Source organism: Stenotrophomonas sp. S4 (genome assembly GCF_054187805.2).
On record NZ_CM196188.1, the window covers coordinates 899241 to 911973 of the forward strand.

24 protein-coding genes are annotated in these 12733 nt (G+C 62.5%); all 24 read left to right on the forward strand.

Annotation, left to right across the window (positions count from 1 at the left end; all coding sequences use genetic code 11):
- Positions 1-3: 3 nt before the first annotated feature.
- The 24 genes from rplD to ACUZUJ_RS04125 all read left to right on the forward strand — a co-directional run bounded on the left by rplD (position 4) and on the right by ACUZUJ_RS04125 (position 12702).
- Entirely contained in the window at positions 4-609 is a 606-nt protein-coding gene (gene rplD / locus ACUZUJ_RS04010) for a 50S ribosomal protein L4 (RefSeq protein ID WP_004145337.1), read from the forward strand.
- Positions 606-905, forward strand: a complete 300-nt coding sequence (rplW, locus tag ACUZUJ_RS04015; protein ID WP_004145338.1) for a 50S ribosomal protein L23 — start codon at positions 606-608, stop codon at positions 903-905. Before rplD ends, rplW begins: the two co-directional genes overlap by 4 nt.
- A gap of 10 nt (positions 906-915) precedes the next feature.
- Positions 916-1743 carry a 50S ribosomal protein L2 gene (gene rplB / locus ACUZUJ_RS04020; RefSeq protein WP_004145339.1) on the forward strand — a complete coding sequence of 276 codons (828 nt, stop codon included), beginning with the start codon at positions 916-918 and terminating at the stop codon, positions 1741-1743.
- Between the two features lie 6 nt (positions 1744-1749).
- Positions 1750-2019 carry a 30S ribosomal protein S19 gene (gene rpsS, locus ACUZUJ_RS04025; RefSeq protein WP_005415413.1) on the forward strand — a complete coding sequence of 90 codons (270 nt, stop codon included), beginning with the start codon at positions 1750-1752 and terminating at the stop codon, positions 2017-2019.
- A gap of 12 nt (positions 2020-2031) precedes the next feature.
- A complete protein-coding gene (gene rplV, locus ACUZUJ_RS04030) occupies positions 2032-2367 on the forward strand; it encodes a 50S ribosomal protein L22 (protein ID WP_004145348.1) in 336 nt (111 codons plus the stop codon).
- Between the two features lie 18 nt (positions 2368-2385).
- Positions 2386-3120, forward strand: coding sequence for a 30S ribosomal protein S3 (gene rpsC, locus ACUZUJ_RS04035; protein ID WP_004145350.1), 735 nt, complete (start codon positions 2386-2388; stop codon positions 3118-3120).
- Between the two features lie 5 nt (positions 3121-3125).
- Positions 3126-3539 carry a 50S ribosomal protein L16 gene (gene rplP / locus ACUZUJ_RS04040; RefSeq protein WP_004154486.1) on the forward strand — a complete coding sequence of 138 codons (414 nt, stop codon included), beginning with the start codon at positions 3126-3128 and terminating at the stop codon, positions 3537-3539.
- Positions 3539-3724: a 50S ribosomal protein L29 gene (gene rpmC / locus ACUZUJ_RS04045; protein WP_004154487.1), complete on the forward strand. Its 186-nt coding sequence runs from the start codon at positions 3539-3541 to the stop codon at positions 3722-3724. Before rplP ends, rpmC begins: the two co-directional genes overlap by 1 nt.
- A gap of 11 nt (positions 3725-3735) precedes the next feature.
- On the forward strand, positions 3736-4005 hold the full coding sequence (rpsQ, locus tag ACUZUJ_RS04050; RefSeq protein ID WP_004154489.1) for a 30S ribosomal protein S17: 270 nt from the start codon (positions 3736-3738) through the stop codon (positions 4003-4005).
- A 12-nt stretch (positions 4006-4017) separates the two neighbouring features.
- Complete coding sequence (rplN, locus tag ACUZUJ_RS04055) at positions 4018-4386, forward strand: 50S ribosomal protein L14 (protein ID WP_010483978.1); 369 nt, start codon at positions 4018-4020, stop codon at positions 4384-4386.
- A 16-nt stretch (positions 4387-4402) separates the two neighbouring features.
- Positions 4403-4720: a 50S ribosomal protein L24 gene (gene rplX / locus ACUZUJ_RS04060; protein WP_004154490.1), complete on the forward strand. Its 318-nt coding sequence runs from the start codon at positions 4403-4405 to the stop codon at positions 4718-4720.
- An 11-nt stretch (positions 4721-4731) separates the two neighbouring features.
- Positions 4732-5274 (forward strand): 50S ribosomal protein L5, encoded by a 543-nt coding sequence (gene rplE, locus ACUZUJ_RS04065; protein WP_005415416.1) that lies wholly within the window; start codon positions 4732-4734, stop codon positions 5272-5274.
- Between the two features lie 18 nt (positions 5275-5292).
- A complete protein-coding gene (gene rpsN / locus ACUZUJ_RS04070) occupies positions 5293-5598 on the forward strand; it encodes a 30S ribosomal protein S14 (protein ID WP_005408209.1) in 306 nt (101 codons plus the stop codon).
- Between the two features lie 259 nt (positions 5599-5857).
- Positions 5858-6256, forward strand: coding sequence for a 30S ribosomal protein S8 (rpsH, locus tag ACUZUJ_RS04075; protein ID WP_005408210.1), 399 nt, complete (start codon positions 5858-5860; stop codon positions 6254-6256).
- An 18-nt stretch (positions 6257-6274) separates the two neighbouring features.
- Complete coding sequence (gene rplF / locus ACUZUJ_RS04080; protein WP_049446764.1) at positions 6275-6799, forward strand: 50S ribosomal protein L6; 525 nt, start codon at positions 6275-6277, stop codon at positions 6797-6799.
- Between the two features lie 31 nt (positions 6800-6830).
- Entirely contained in the window at positions 6831-7184 is a 354-nt protein-coding gene (gene rplR / locus ACUZUJ_RS04085; protein WP_005408212.1) for a 50S ribosomal protein L18, read from the forward strand.
- A gap of 161 nt (positions 7185-7345) precedes the next feature.
- Entirely contained in the window at positions 7346-7888 is a 543-nt protein-coding gene (gene rpsE / locus ACUZUJ_RS04090) for a 30S ribosomal protein S5 (RefSeq protein ID WP_005408213.1), read from the forward strand.
- Positions 7881-8072, forward strand: coding sequence for a 50S ribosomal protein L30 (gene rpmD, locus ACUZUJ_RS04095; RefSeq protein ID WP_005408214.1), 192 nt, complete (start codon positions 7881-7883; stop codon positions 8070-8072). The genes rpsE and rpmD overlap by 8 nt, the downstream gene beginning before the upstream one ends.
- 6 nt (positions 8073-8078) lie before the next feature.
- Positions 8079-8522, forward strand: a complete 444-nt coding sequence (gene rplO / locus ACUZUJ_RS04100; RefSeq protein ID WP_004154498.1) for a 50S ribosomal protein L15 — start codon at positions 8079-8081, stop codon at positions 8520-8522.
- Between the two features lie 7 nt (positions 8523-8529).
- Positions 8530-9897, forward strand: a complete 1368-nt coding sequence (gene secY / locus ACUZUJ_RS04105; RefSeq protein WP_101764976.1) for a preprotein translocase subunit SecY — start codon at positions 8530-8532, stop codon at positions 9895-9897.
- A gap of 347 nt (positions 9898-10244) precedes the next feature.
- Entirely contained in the window at positions 10245-10601 is a 357-nt protein-coding gene (gene rpsM, locus ACUZUJ_RS04110; RefSeq protein WP_004154500.1) for a 30S ribosomal protein S13, read from the forward strand.
- An 11-nt stretch (positions 10602-10612) separates the two neighbouring features.
- Positions 10613-11002, forward strand: a complete 390-nt coding sequence (gene rpsK, locus ACUZUJ_RS04115; protein WP_004145443.1) for a 30S ribosomal protein S11 — start codon at positions 10613-10615, stop codon at positions 11000-11002.
- A gap of 15 nt (positions 11003-11017) precedes the next feature.
- Positions 11018-11647: a 30S ribosomal protein S4 gene (rpsD, locus tag ACUZUJ_RS04120; RefSeq protein ID WP_004145446.1), complete on the forward strand. Its 630-nt coding sequence runs from the start codon at positions 11018-11020 to the stop codon at positions 11645-11647.
- Positions 11648-11703: 56 nt separating this feature from the next.
- Positions 11704-12702, forward strand: coding sequence for a DNA-directed RNA polymerase subunit alpha (locus ACUZUJ_RS04125; RefSeq protein WP_005408216.1), 999 nt, complete (start codon positions 11704-11706; stop codon positions 12700-12702).
- Positions 12703-12733: the final 31 nt, after the last annotated feature.

Consider the following 12733-nt stretch of genomic DNA (forward strand, 5'->3'; position numbering starts at 1 on the left):
ACGATGGAACTCGTTATCACGGGTAGCAACAACAAGGTCTCGGTCTCCGACGCCGTGTTCGGTCGCGATTTCAGCGAAGATCTGGTCCACCAGGTCGTCGTTGCCTACCGCAACGCCGGTCGCGCCGGCACCAAGGCACAGAAGACTCGCTCCGAAGTGGCTGGTACCACCAAGAAGTCGAAGAAGCAGAAGGGCGGCGGCGCGCGTCATGGCGCACTGACGGCTCCGATCTTCGTCGGCGGCGGTGTCACCTTCGCGGCCAAGCCGCGCAGCTTCGAGCAGAAGGTCAATCGTAAGCAGTACCGTGCCGCCATGTGCGCGATCCTGTCCGAGCTGAACCGTCAGGGCCGTCTGACCATCGTGGAGTCCTTCGATGTCGAAGTGACCAACACGAAGGGTCTGATCGCCAAGCTGGCCGGCCTGGAAGTGGGCAAGCGCCCGCTGATCGTCACCGAAGAAGCGTCCGAGCACCTGTACCTGTCCGCCCGCAATCTGCCGTACGTGCAGGTGCGTGACGTCCAGGGTCTGGATCCGGTCTCGCTGGTTGGTGCCGACACGGTCGTCATCACCGCTGACGCGGTCAAGAAGGTCGAGGAGTGGCTGGCATGAACAGCAACGAAAAAATCTTCAGCGTGCTGCGTGCCCCGCGTGTCTCCGAAAAGACCGCGCGCCTGCAGGAACTCTCCAATCAGTATGTCTTCGAAGTTTCGAACGAAGCCACCAAGGCCGATGTAAAGGCCGCGGTTGAGCAGCTGTTCGACGTCAAGGTCGAAGCCGTCAACGTGGTCAACGTCAAGGGCAAGAACAAGTCCTTCCGTAACCGTGCTGGCCGCCGCGGCGATTGGCGCAAGGCGTACGTTCGCCTGGCCGACGGCCAGTCGATCGATGTAACGGCCAAGGCCTGAGGTACATCCCATGCCATTGATGAAATTCAAGCCCACCTCCCCCGGCCGCCGTTCGGCCGTGCGCGTGGTCACCCCCGACCTGCACAAGGGTGCTCCGCACGCCGCACTGGTCGAGTCGCAGAGCCGCTCGGGTGGTCGTAACCACCATGGCCGCATCACCGTGCGTCACGTCGGTGGTGGTGCCAAGCAGCACTACCGCATCATCGACTTCAAGCGCAACAAGCTGGGCATTCCGGCGCGCGTGGAACGCATCGAATACGATCCGAACCGCACCGCCCACATCGCCCTGCTGTGCTACGTCGACGGTGAGCGTCGCTACATCATCGCCCCGAAGGGTCTGAAGGCCGGTGATCAGGTGATCGCTGGTTCGGACGCCCCGATCAAGGCCGGCAACACCCTGCCGCTGCGCAACATCCCGGTCGGCACCACCATCCACTGCATCGAACTGAAGCCGGGCAAGGGCGCTCAGATCGCTCGCGCCGCCGGTGCGGCCGTGCAGCTGGTGGCTCGCGAAGGCATCTACGCCACCCTGCGCCTGCGCTCGGGTGAAATGCGTAAGGTTCCGGTCGAGTGCTGCGCCACCATCGGCGAAGTCGGCAACGACGAGCACAGCCTGGAAAAGCTGGGCAAGGCCGGTGCCAAGCGTTGGCGCGGCGTCCGCCCGACCGTTCGTGGTGCTGCCATGAACCCGGTTGACCACCCGCACGGTGGTGGTGAGGCCAAGGCCGGCCAGGGTAACCCGCATCCGGTCACCCCGTGGGGTGTTCCGACCAAGGGTTACAAGACGCGCCATAACAAGCGCACTCAGCAGTTCATCGTCCGCGATCGTAGGGGCTAATCGACCATGGCACGTTCACTCAAGAAGGGCCCGTTCGTCGATCACCACCTCGTCAAGAAGGTGGAGGCCGCTGCGGGCAGCAAGAAGCCGATCAAGACCTGGTCGCGCCGTTCGATGATCCTGCCTGACATGGTAGGCATCACCATTGCCGTGCATAACGGCAAGAACCACATCCCGGTTCTCGTCAACGAGAACATGGTCGGCCACAAGCTCGGCGAATTTGCCATCACCCGGACCTTCAAGGGTCACGGTGGTGACAAGAAGTCGGGCAAGTAAGGAGAGATGACAATGGAAGCGAAAGCCATCCTGCGCACTGCGCGCATCTCCCCGCAGAAGGCTCGTCTGGTCGCTGACCAGGTGCGCGGTCTGCCGGCCGAACGTGCGGTCAACCTGCTGAAGTTCTCGGACAAGAAGGCTGCCCACCTGATCAAGAAGGTGGTGGAGTCGGCAATTGCCAACGCCGAGAACAACCAGGGCGCCGACGTCGACGAGCTGAAGGTTCAGACCATCATGGTTGATGAAGGTCCGACCCTGAAGCGTTTCATGGCGCGGGCGAAAGGCCGCGGTACCCGCATCCTCAAGCGCACCAGCCACATCACTGTGGTTGTGGGCGCCGCCAAGTAAGCGGATAAGGAAAAGACCATGGGTCATAAAGTTCATCCGATTGGTATCCGCCTCGGCATTTCCAAGGACTGGAACTCCAAGTGGTACGCCAACAAGGCCGAGTTCGCCGGTTACCTGGCAGCCGACCTGAAAGTGCGCGAAATGCTGCGCAAGAAGCTGGCCCAGGCCGGCATCAGCAAGATCCTGATCGAGCGTCCGGCCAAGACCGCTCGCGTGACGATCCACACCGCCCGTCCGGGCGTGGTGATCGGCAAGCGCGGTGAGGACATCGAGAAGCTGCGCAAGGAAGTGAGCGAGATGATGGGCGTCCCGGCGCACATCAACGTCACCGAAGTGCGCAAGCCGGAACTGGACGCGCAGCTCGTTGCCGAGTCGATCGCCCAGCAGCTGGAGCGTCGCATCATGTTCCGCCGTGCAATGAAGCGCTCGGTCGGCAACGCGATGCGCCTGGGTGCCCTGGGTATCAAGGTCAACGTCGGTGGCCGCCTCAACGGTGCAGAAATCGCCCGTTCGGAGTGGTACCGCGAAGGCCGCGTGCCGCTGCACACCCTGCGTGCCGACATCGACTATGGCTTCGCTGAAGCCAAGACGACCTACGGCATCATCGGCATCAAGGTCTGGATCTACAAGGGCGAGGTCTTCGATTTCTCCCAGGTTGGCCAGGAAAAGCAGGACGACACCCCGTCGCGCAACGATCGTCACGATCGCGGCGACCGTGGTGACCGTCAGCGCCCGGCCCGTGAAGCGAGGTAACGACAATGTTGCAACCCAAGCGAACCAAGTACCGCAAGGTACACAAGGGCCGTAACGATGGCCTGAGCTGGAGCGCCAACGCTGTCAGCTTCGGCGAATACGGCCTGAAGGCAACCGCACACGGTCAGCTGACCGCGCGTCAGATCGAAGCGGCCCGCCGCTCGATCAGCCGCTACGTCAAGCGCGGCGGCAAGATGTGGATCCGCGTGTTCCCCGACAAGCCCATCACCAAGAAGCCCATCGAAGTCCGAATGGGTTCTGGTAAGGGTAACGTGGAATACTGGGTGGCCCAGATCCAGCCCGGCCGCATGATCTATGAAATCGAGGGTGTTTCCGAGGAAGTGGCTCGCGAGGCGTTCCGCCTGGCCGCCGCCAAGCTCTCGGTCACCACCACTTTCGTGACCCGTACGGTGCGCTGATGGATATCAAAACTCTCCGTGAAAAGTCGGCTGACGAACTCAAGGCCCACCTGATCGACCTGCGTAAGGAACAGTTCTCTGTCCGTATGCAGCAGGTCACCGGCCAGCTGCCGAAGACCCACGACATTCGCCGGGTCCGTCGCGAGATTGCTCGCGTCAAGACCCTGCTCGGCAGCACGAAGTAAGGATGGCCGCTATGAGCGACAATACTGAAAAGAAGACGCTGCGCACGGTCGAAGGCCGTGTCGTCAGCAACAAGATGGACAAGACGGTTACCGTCCTGGTTGAGCGTCAGGTCAAGCACGCGCTGTACGGCAAGTACATCAAGCGCTCGACGAAGCTGCACGCCCACGATGCCGACAACGCCTGCAAGGAAGGCGATGTCGTCCGCGTGACCGAGATTGCTCCGATGTCCAAGACCAAGAACTGGCGCGTGGTGGAAGTCATCACGCGTGCGGCTGAATAAGGAGTCTGAATCATGATCCAGATGCAGAGCTACCTTGACGTCGCGGACAATTCGGGTGCCAAGCAGGTGATGTGCTTCAAGGTGCTGGGTGGTTCCAAGCGCCGTTACGCCGGCATCGGCGACATCATCAAGGTCACCGTGAAGGATGCGATTCCGCGCGGCAAGGTCAAGAAGGGTGAAGTGTATGACGCCGTCGTGGTGCGTACCCGCAAGGGTGTGCGTCGCGCCGACGGTTCGCTGATCCGCTTCGACGGCAACGCTGCCGTCCTGCTGAACAACAAGCAGGAGCCGATCGGTACCCGTATCTTCGGGCCGGTGACCCGTGAACTTCGTTCGGAGAAGTTCATGAAGATCGTCTCGCTCGCTCCCGAAGTGCTGTGAGCGACAGGAGATAATCATGGCTAACCGTATCAAGAAGGGCGACCAGGTTGTCGTCAACGCTGGCAAGGACAAGGGCAAGCAGGGCGAAGTCGTCCGCGTCGACGGCGACCGTGTGGTCGTCGCCAACGTGAACATCGTCAAGCGCCACACCAAGCCGAACCCGCAGGCAGGTGTTGCCGGCGGCGTGGTCGAGCGCGAAGCTTCGATCCATATCTCCAACGTGAACGTGCTGAACCCGGCTTCGGGCAAGGGCGAACGCGTTGGCTTCAAGGTGCTGGAGGATGGACGCAAACTGCGTGTGTTCCGCTCCAGCGGTGAGGCGCTCGACGCCTGAGGAATGTGAAGATGACTTCCCGTCTCGAAAAGATCTACAAGGAAGAAGTGGTGCCGGCGCTGATGAAGCAGTTCGGCTACACCAATCCGATGGAAGTACCGAAGCTCGTCAAGGTCACCCTGAACATGGGTGTCGGCGAGGCTGCCACCAACAAGAAGATCCTGGAAAACGCCGTCGCGGACATGACCAAGATTTCCGGCCAGAAGCCGGTTGTCACCAAGTCGCGTATCTCGGTTGCGTCGTTCAAGATCCGTGATGGTTGGCCGATCGGCTGCAAGACCACGCTGCGTCGCCACAAGATGTACGAGTTCCTGGATCGTCTGATCAACATCTCGCTGCCGCGCGTGCGCGACTTCCGTGGTGTTTCCGGTCGTTCCTTCGACGGCCGCGGCAACTTCAACATGGGTGTGAAGGAACAGATCATCTTCCCGGAAATCGACTTCGACGCCGTCGACGCGATCCGCGGTATGGATATCGCCATCACCACCACTGCGAAGACCGACGCGGAAGCGAAGGCGCTGCTGGCAGCGTTCAAGTTCCCGTTCCGTAACTGATCTGTCGAGGAAACCGAAATGGCAAAGACCTCCATGGTCAACCGCGACATCAAGCGGGAAAAGCTGGCCAAGAAGTACGCTGAGAAGCGTGCGGCTCTGAAGAAGATCGTGTCCTCCGTGGATGCGACCTACGAAGAGAAGATCGACGCCGCAACCAAGCTGGCCAAGCTGCCGCGCGATTCGTCGCCGAGCCGCCAGCGCAACCGTTGCGAGCTGTCGGGTCGTCCGCGTGGCGTCTACAGCAAGTTCGGCCTGGGCCGTAACAAGCTGCGCGAAGCCACCATGCGTGGCGACGTCCCGGGTCTGCGCAAGGCCAGCTGGTAATCCCAGTCGGCCCTGCGATCAGCAGCCCCTGCGGGGGCCGCTGAACCGGGGAGGGGAGGCGTTCAGCTTCCTTTCTGTGAAAAAACCCGAAGAGCCCGACGCAAGTCGGGCTCTTTTGGCGTATACTCCCGCGTCTTGCCCTGTGCAGACGGGGTTGTGGGAGTGGGCTTCTGGCCCGCTGCATCAAGGGACCTGGCCCGTTTCCAGGAGACAACAGATTTTCGCGAAAGCGGATATCGGTGCACTCAAAGGTACTCATATGAGCATGACTGATCCCATCGCCGACCTGCTGGTCCGCATCAAGAATGCGGCCGCGGTTGGCAAGCAGACGGTGAAAGCCCCGTCGTCCAAGATCAAGGTTGCGATCGCCCAGGTCCTGAAGGACGAGGGTTACATCACCGACCTGCGCGTGACCCAGCTGGAAAACAACAAGTCCGAGCTGGAAATCGTGCTGAAGTATTTCGAAGGCAAGCCGGTCATCGCGACCCTGAAGCGCTTCTCGCGTTCGGGCCTGCGCCAGTACCGCGGCAAGAGCGAGCTGCCGAAGGTCATGAATGGCCTGGGTATCTCCATCATTTCCACCTCCAAGGGCATCATGACTGATGCGCAGGCGCGCCAGCTGGGCGTCGGCGGCGAAGTCCTGTGCTTCGTGGCCTAAGGCGAAAGGAGTAGAACTATGTCCCGCGTAGCCAAGAAGCCCATCACCCTGGGTAAGGTCGAACTGAACGTCCAGTCGGAAAGCATCACCGTCAAGGGCCCGAAGGGCACCCTGTCGCTGGTCAAGCCGGCCGGTATTGCCATCAACGTCGACAGCGGCGTTGCCACCCTGAGCACCGAGAGCGCCGACCTGGTCGCGCTGACCGGTACCGTGCGTGCGATCCTGGCCAACATGGTCAAGGGCGTGTCCGAAGGCTTCGAGCGCAAGCTGGAACTGGTCGGCGTGGGTTACCGTGCTGCCATGCAGGGCAAGGACCTGAGCCTGTCGCTCGGTTTCTCGCACCCGGTCGTGTTCGTGGCGCCGGAAGGCATCACCATCACCACCCCGACCCAGACCGAGATCCTGGTCCAGGGCGCTGACAAGCAGGTCGTCGGTGAAGTTGCCGCCAAGATCCGTGCGTTCCGCAAGCCGGAGCCGTACAAGGGCAAGGGCGTGAAGTACTCCGACGAAGTCATCATCCGTAAGGAAGCCAAGAAGGCCTAATAGGCGCTTCCGCTTTCAAGGGAAAAACATCATGAACAAGAACATCGCCCGCCTGCGTCGCGCCAAGTCGACCCGCGCCCACATCCGTGAGCTCGGCGTCGCCCGCCTGTCGGTGCTGCGCACCGGCCAGCACCTGTACGCCCAGGTCTTCACCGCCGACGGTTCCAAGGTGCTGGCTGCTGCCAACACCACCCAGACCGACGTCATGGAAGGCCTGAAGAACGGCAAGAACGCCGATGCCGCTGCCAAGGTTGGCCGCATCGTCGCTGAGCGCGCCAAGGCCGCCGGCGTCGAGAAGGTTGCCTTCGATCGTTCGGGTTACCGCTACCACGGCCGCATCAAGGCCCTGGCAGAAGCCGCCCGCGAAGCCGGCCTGCAGTTCTAAGGGATAAGGGCAGGGGGCTGATGGCCTCCTGCCCGCCTGCTCGCCAGCCTGAGTGAGGCTGGACGGCGCCGCTCTTCTGCAGCGGTCCACCGGAACGACGCGTCACTCCACAACCATAAGCGGCCCCGAGCCGTACATACCCAAACAACCAAGGAATCAACATGGCAGAAGAGCGTCAGCAGCGGGGTCGCGATCGCGACCGTAACCGCGAAGAGAAGATCGACGACGGCATGATCGAAAAGCTGGTCGCGGTCAATCGCGTCAGCAAGACCGTCAAGGGTGGCCGCCAGTTCACCTTCACCGCCCTGACCGTTGTCGGCGACGGCGAAGGCAAGGTCGGTTTCGGTTATGGCAAGGCCCGCGAAGTGCCGGTTGCCATCCAGAAGTCGATGGAGCAGGCCCGCAAGAACCTGGTCAGCGTTGACCTGAACAACGGCACCCTGTGGCACACCATCAAGGATGGTCACGGCGCAGCCCGCGTGTTCATGCAGCCGGCTTCGGAAGGTACCGGCGTGATCGCCGGCGGTGCCATGCGCGCCGTGCTGGAAGCCGTTGGCGTGAAGAACGTGCTGGCCAAGGCCACCGGTTCGCGCAACCCGATCAACCTGGTGCGTGCCACCGTGAAGGGCCTGTCTGCTGCGCAGTCGCCGGCTCGCATCGCGGCCAAGCGCGGCAAGAAGGTGGAGGAACTCAACCATGGCTAATGAGTCCAACAAGACTGTGAAGGTCCGCCTGGTGCGTGGCCTGCGTGGTACCCAGTCGCGTCACCGCCTGTCGGTGCGTGCCCTGGGCCTGAACAAGCTCAACGATGTGCGTGAACTGAAGGACAGCCCGCAGGTACGCGGCCTGATCAACAAGGTTCAGTACCTCGTCCAGGTTGAGGAGTAATCGACCATGACTCTGCGTCTCAATGAACTGAGCCCGGCACCGGGCGCCCGCACCGAGCGCACCCGCGTCGGTCGCGGTATCGGCTCGGGCCTGGGCAAGACTGCCGGCCGCGGCCACAAGGGTTCGTTCGCCCGTAAGGGTGGCGGCAAGATCAAGGCTGGCTTCGAAGGCGGCCAGACCCCCATGCAGCGTCGTCTGCCGAAGATCGGCTTCCGTTCGCCGATCGCCAAGGATACCGCTGAAGTGCTGCTGTACGCGCTGGACAAGCTGCCGGCCGGTGAGATCGACTTCGCCGCCCTGCGTGCTGCCAAGCTGGTCCCGAGCACCGCAAAGAAGGCCAAGGTCGTCGTCAAGGGCGAAGTGACCAAGGCGTTCACCCTGAAGGGTATTGCTGCCACGGCTGGTGCCAAGGCCGCGATCGAAGCTGCCGGCGGCAGCGTAACGGAGTAAGAAAATCATGGCGCAAGCTGGCATCGGTAACCTCGCGGGCGGAATGGGCAAGTTCACTGAACTTCGCCAACGTTTGCTGTTCGTCGTCGGGGCTTTGATCGTCTATCGCATCGGCTGCTACGTGCCGGTGCCGGGCGTCAATCCCGATGCCATGCTTGCCATGATGCAAACGCAGGGCGGCGGCATCGTGGACATGTTCAACATGTTCTCGGGCGGCGCCCTGCACCGTTTCAGCATCTTCGCGCTGAACGTGATGCCGTACATCTCGGCATCGATCGTGATGCAGCTGGCCGTGCACATCTTCCCCGCCCTGAAGGCGATGCAGAAGGAAGGTGAGTCCGGTCGCCGCAAGATCACCCAGTATTCGCGCATCGGCGCCGTGCTGCTGGCGGTGGTGCAGGGCGGCTCGATCGCACTGGCCCTGCAGGGCCAGGTCTCGCCGTCGGGCGCTCCGGTCGTGTATGCGCCGGGCATGGGCTTCGTGCTCACCGCCGTGGTCGCACTGACCGCCGGCACCATGTTCCTGATGTGGGTCGGTGAGCAGGTCACCGAGCGCGGCATCGGCAACGGCGTGTCGCTGATCATCTTCGCCGGTATCGTTGCGGGCCTGCCGGGTGCGGTCATCCACACCTTCGACGCCTACCGCGACGGCAACATCCAGTTCATCCAGCTGCTGCTGATCGCCATCGTCGTGCTCGCCTTCACCTTCTTCGTGGTGTTCGTCGAGCGTGGCCAGCGCCGGATCACGGTGAATTACGCGCGCCGCCAGGGCGGTCGCAACGCGTACATGAACCAGACCTCGTTCCTGCCGCTGAAGCTCAACATGGCCGGCGTCATCCCGGCGATCTTTGCCTCGAGCCTGCTGGCCTTCCCGGCCACCCTGGCCATGTGGTCCGGCCAGGCCGCCAACCAGAGCAGCTTCGGCCAGGTCCTGCAGAAGGTCGCCAACGCCCTGGGCCCGGGCGAGCCGCTGCACATGATCGTGTTCGCTGCGCTGATCACCGGTTTCGCGTTCTTCTATACCGCGCTGGTGTTCAACTCGCAGGAAACCGCCGACAACCTGAAGAAGTCCGGCGCGCTGATTCCAGGCATCCGTCCGGGCAAGGCCACCGCCGACTACATCGACGGCGTGCTGACCCGCCTGACCGCGGCTGGCTCGGCGTACCTGGTGATCGTCTGCCTGCTGCCGGAACTGATGCGCACGCAGCTGAACGCCTCGTTCTACTTCGGTGGTACGTCGCTGCTGATCGTGGTGGTGGTGGTGATGGACTTCATCGCCCAGGTGCAAGCGCACCTGATGTCCCACCAGTACGAGAGCCTGCTGAAGAAGGCCAACCTGAAGGGTGGCAACCGCGGCGGTTTTGCCCGCGGCTGATAGGCCTGTTATACTTTCGTCTTCCTGACGTGATGGTCCCTCCGCTTCGCGGACTCCGGCCACACAAACGAAGGGCGGCCCCCGCAGCGGTTCCGGGTGGGGGTGTGATGAGGTGGTCCCGCGCTGGAGTAGCGCGGGCGGCCCCGGGGGAAACTCCAGGTCCAACCCCATCCGGCGCCGGAGCCTGGGCACACTCCCCAGGCCGGGTTCATGAAACCAATGGTTTCACGGGCTTCCATGTAAACCGGAACCTTGTTAGTATCGCTAGTTCACTTTTTTGATCCATCCTGCCGGATTGGCGTGCCCGAGGCGCGCTGTCGGCCATCACTCAGCTGGAGAACCGCGTCATGGCGCGTATTGCAGGCGTCAACCTGCCAGCCCAGAAGCACGTCTGGGTCGGGTTGCAAAGCATTTACGGCATCGGCCGTACCCGTTCGAAGAAGGTCTGCGAAGTCGCAGGCGTTGCTTCGACCACCAAGATCCGCGATCTGTCGGAGCCGGAAATCGAGCGCCTGCGCGCCGAAGTCGGCAAGTACATCGTGGAAGGCGATCTGCGCCGTGAAATCGGTATCGCGATCAAGCGCCTGATGGACCTGGGCTGCTACCGCGGCCTGCGTCACCGTCGTGGCCTCCCGCTGCGTGGCCAGCGCACCCGTACCAACGCCCGCACCCGCAAGGGTCCGCGCAAGGCGATCAAGAAGTAAGGGACTGAGAAATGGCTAAGCCCGCTGCTAAGACCAAGAAGAAGATCAAGCGCGTCGTCACCGACGGCGTTGCCCACGTCCACGCTTCGTTCAACAACACCATCGTCACCATCACCGACCGCCAGGGCAACGCTCTGTCGTGGGCGACCTCCGGTGGCGCTGGCTTCCGCGGTTCGCGCAAGTCGACCCCGTTCGCTGCCCAGGTGGCTGCTGAAAAGGCCGGTCGTGCTGCGCTGGACTACGGCGTGAAGTCGCTGGAAGTCCGCATCAAGGGCCCGGGTCCGGGCCGTGAGTCGGCCGTGCGTTCGTTGAACAACGTCGGCTACAAGATCACCAACATCATCGACGTGACGCCTATCCCGCACAACGGGTGCCGTCCGCCGAAGAAGCGTCGCGTCTAAAGGGAGCGATAAGAAATGGCTCGTTATATCGGTCCTACCTGTAAGCTCGCCCGTCGCGAAGGCGCCGACCTGTCCCTGAAGAGCCCGGCGCGTGCGCTGGACTCGAAGTGCAAGCTGGAGCAGAAGCCCGGCCAGCACGGCGCCACTGCCCGCAAGGGCAAGCTGTCCGACTACGCCACCCAGCTGCGTGAAAAGCAGAAGGTCAAGCGTATCTACGGCCTGCTGGAGCGTCAGTTCCGCAACTACTACAAGAAGGCCTCGACCAAGAAGGGCAACACCGGCGAGAACCTGCTGCAGCTGCTGGAAACCCGCCTGGACAACGTCGTCTACCGCATGGGCTTCGCCGTGACCCGTCCGGCTGCCCGTCAGCTGGTGTCGCACCGCGGCGTCACCGTGAATGGCAAGTCGGTCAACCTGGCTTCGTACCAGGTCAAGGCTGGCGACGCCATCGCCCTGTCCGAAAAGGCTGCCAAGCAGCTGCGCGTCCAGGAAGCCCTGACCGTCGCCGCCCAGCATGACCTGAGCCCGTCGTGGGTTGAAGTGGATTCCGGCAAGTTCACCGGCATCTTCAAGGCTGTTCCGGATCGTTCGGATCTGCCTGCGGACATCAACGAAGCGCTGATCGTCGAGCTGTATTCGAAGTAATTCATCATTGGAGAGCCCCCGGCGACGGCCGGGGGTTCACTAGGAGAACCCGCAACATGACGGTTACCGCCAACCAGGTTCTGCGTCCTCGCGGTCCGCAGATCGAACGCCTTACCGACACCCGTGCAAAGGTCGTTATCGAACCTTTGGAGCGGGGTTACGGGCATACGCTGGGTAATGCCCTGCGTCGCGTGCTGCTGTCGTCCATCCCGGGCTTCGCCATCACGGAAGTCGAAATCGACGGCGTGTTGCATGAGTACACCACGGTCGAAGGTCTGCAGGAGGACGTGCTCGAAGTCCTGCTGAACCTGAAGGACGTGGCAATCCGTATGCACTCCGGCGACAGCGCCACCCTGTCCCTGTCCAAGCAGGGCCCGGGCGTTGTCACCGCTGCCGACATCAAGGTCGACCACAATGTGGAGATCCTGAACGGCGACCATGTGATCTGCCACCTGACCAAGGATACGGCGATCAACATGCGTCTGAAGATCGAACGTGGTTTCGGCTACCAGCCGGCTGCCGCGCGTCGTCGTCCGGACGAAGAAACCCGTGCCATCGGCCGCCTGGTCCTGGATGCCTCGTTCTCGCCGGTCCGCCGCGTCGCCTATGCCGTGGAAGCGGCCCGCGTCGAACAGCGTACCGACCTGGACAAGCTGGTCATCGATATCGAGACCAACGGCACCATCGACGCCGAGGAAGCCGTGCGCACCGCCGCCGACATCCTCAGCGACCAGCTGTCGGTGTTCGGTGACTTCACCCACCGTGACCGCGGTGCGGCCAAGCCGGCCAACAACGGCGTGGATCCGGTGCTGCTGCGCCCGATCGACGATCTGGAGCTGACCGTGCGTTCGGCCAACTGCCTGAAGGCTGAAAGCATCTACTACATCGGCGATCTGATCCAGAAGACCGAAGTGGAGCTGCTGAAGACCCCGAACCTGGGCAAGAAGTCGCTCACCGAGATCAAGGAAGTGCTGGCTCAGCGCGGCCTGTCGCTCGGCATGAAGCTGGAGAACTGGCCGCCGGCCGGCGTCGCCAGCCACGGCATGCTGGGCTGATATCGGTAATGCCTGAAGGCTCCACCGTTCG

Excerpts from the sequence above, each read along its gene's own strand:
- rplD (WP_004145337.1), top strand. The coding sequence starts at position 4 with ATGGAACTCGTTATCACGGGTAGCAACAACAAGGTCTCGGTCTCCGAC.
- rplW (WP_004145338.1), top strand. The coding sequence starts at position 606 with ATGAACAGCAACGAAAAAATCTTCAGCGTGCTGCGTGCCCCGCGTGTC.
- rplB (WP_004145339.1), top strand. The coding sequence starts at position 916 with ATGCCATTGATGAAATTCAAGCCCACCTCCCCCGGCCGCCGTTCGGCC.
- rpsS (WP_005415413.1), top strand. The coding sequence starts at position 1,750 with ATGGCACGTTCACTCAAGAAGGGCCCGTTCGTCGATCACCACCTCGTC.
- rplV (WP_004145348.1), top strand. The coding sequence starts at position 2,032 with ATGGAAGCGAAAGCCATCCTGCGCACTGCGCGCATCTCCCCGCAGAAG.
- rpsC (WP_004145350.1), top strand. The coding sequence starts at position 2,386 with ATGGGTCATAAAGTTCATCCGATTGGTATCCGCCTCGGCATTTCCAAG.
- rplP (WP_004154486.1), top strand. The coding sequence starts at position 3,126 with ATGTTGCAACCCAAGCGAACCAAGTACCGCAAGGTACACAAGGGCCGT.
- rpmC (WP_004154487.1), top strand. The coding sequence starts at position 3,539 with ATGGATATCAAAACTCTCCGTGAAAAGTCGGCTGACGAACTCAAGGCC.
- rpsQ (WP_004154489.1), top strand. The coding sequence starts at position 3,736 with ATGAGCGACAATACTGAAAAGAAGACGCTGCGCACGGTCGAAGGCCGT.
- rplN (WP_010483978.1), top strand. The coding sequence starts at position 4,018 with ATGATCCAGATGCAGAGCTACCTTGACGTCGCGGACAATTCGGGTGCC.
- rplX (WP_004154490.1), top strand. The coding sequence starts at position 4,403 with ATGGCTAACCGTATCAAGAAGGGCGACCAGGTTGTCGTCAACGCTGGC.
- rplE (WP_005415416.1), top strand. The coding sequence starts at position 4,732 with ATGACTTCCCGTCTCGAAAAGATCTACAAGGAAGAAGTGGTGCCGGCG.
- rpsN (WP_005408209.1), top strand. The coding sequence starts at position 5,293 with ATGGCAAAGACCTCCATGGTCAACCGCGACATCAAGCGGGAAAAGCTG.
- rpsH (WP_005408210.1), top strand. The coding sequence starts at position 5,858 with ATGAGCATGACTGATCCCATCGCCGACCTGCTGGTCCGCATCAAGAAT.
- rplF (WP_049446764.1), top strand. The coding sequence starts at position 6,275 with ATGTCCCGCGTAGCCAAGAAGCCCATCACCCTGGGTAAGGTCGAACTG.
- rplR (WP_005408212.1), top strand. The coding sequence starts at position 6,831 with ATGAACAAGAACATCGCCCGCCTGCGTCGCGCCAAGTCGACCCGCGCC.
- rpsE (WP_005408213.1), top strand. The coding sequence starts at position 7,346 with ATGGCAGAAGAGCGTCAGCAGCGGGGTCGCGATCGCGACCGTAACCGC.
- rpmD (WP_005408214.1), top strand. The coding sequence starts at position 7,881 with ATGGCTAATGAGTCCAACAAGACTGTGAAGGTCCGCCTGGTGCGTGGC.
- rplO (WP_004154498.1), top strand. The coding sequence starts at position 8,079 with ATGACTCTGCGTCTCAATGAACTGAGCCCGGCACCGGGCGCCCGCACC.
- secY (WP_101764976.1), top strand. The coding sequence starts at position 8,530 with ATGGCGCAAGCTGGCATCGGTAACCTCGCGGGCGGAATGGGCAAGTTC.
- rpsM (WP_004154500.1), top strand. The coding sequence starts at position 10,245 with ATGGCGCGTATTGCAGGCGTCAACCTGCCAGCCCAGAAGCACGTCTGG.
- rpsK (WP_004145443.1), top strand. The coding sequence starts at position 10,613 with ATGGCTAAGCCCGCTGCTAAGACCAAGAAGAAGATCAAGCGCGTCGTC.
- rpsD (WP_004145446.1), top strand. The coding sequence starts at position 11,018 with ATGGCTCGTTATATCGGTCCTACCTGTAAGCTCGCCCGTCGCGAAGGC.
- ACUZUJ_RS04125 (WP_005408216.1), top strand. The coding sequence starts at position 11,704 with ATGACGGTTACCGCCAACCAGGTTCTGCGTCCTCGCGGTCCGCAGATC.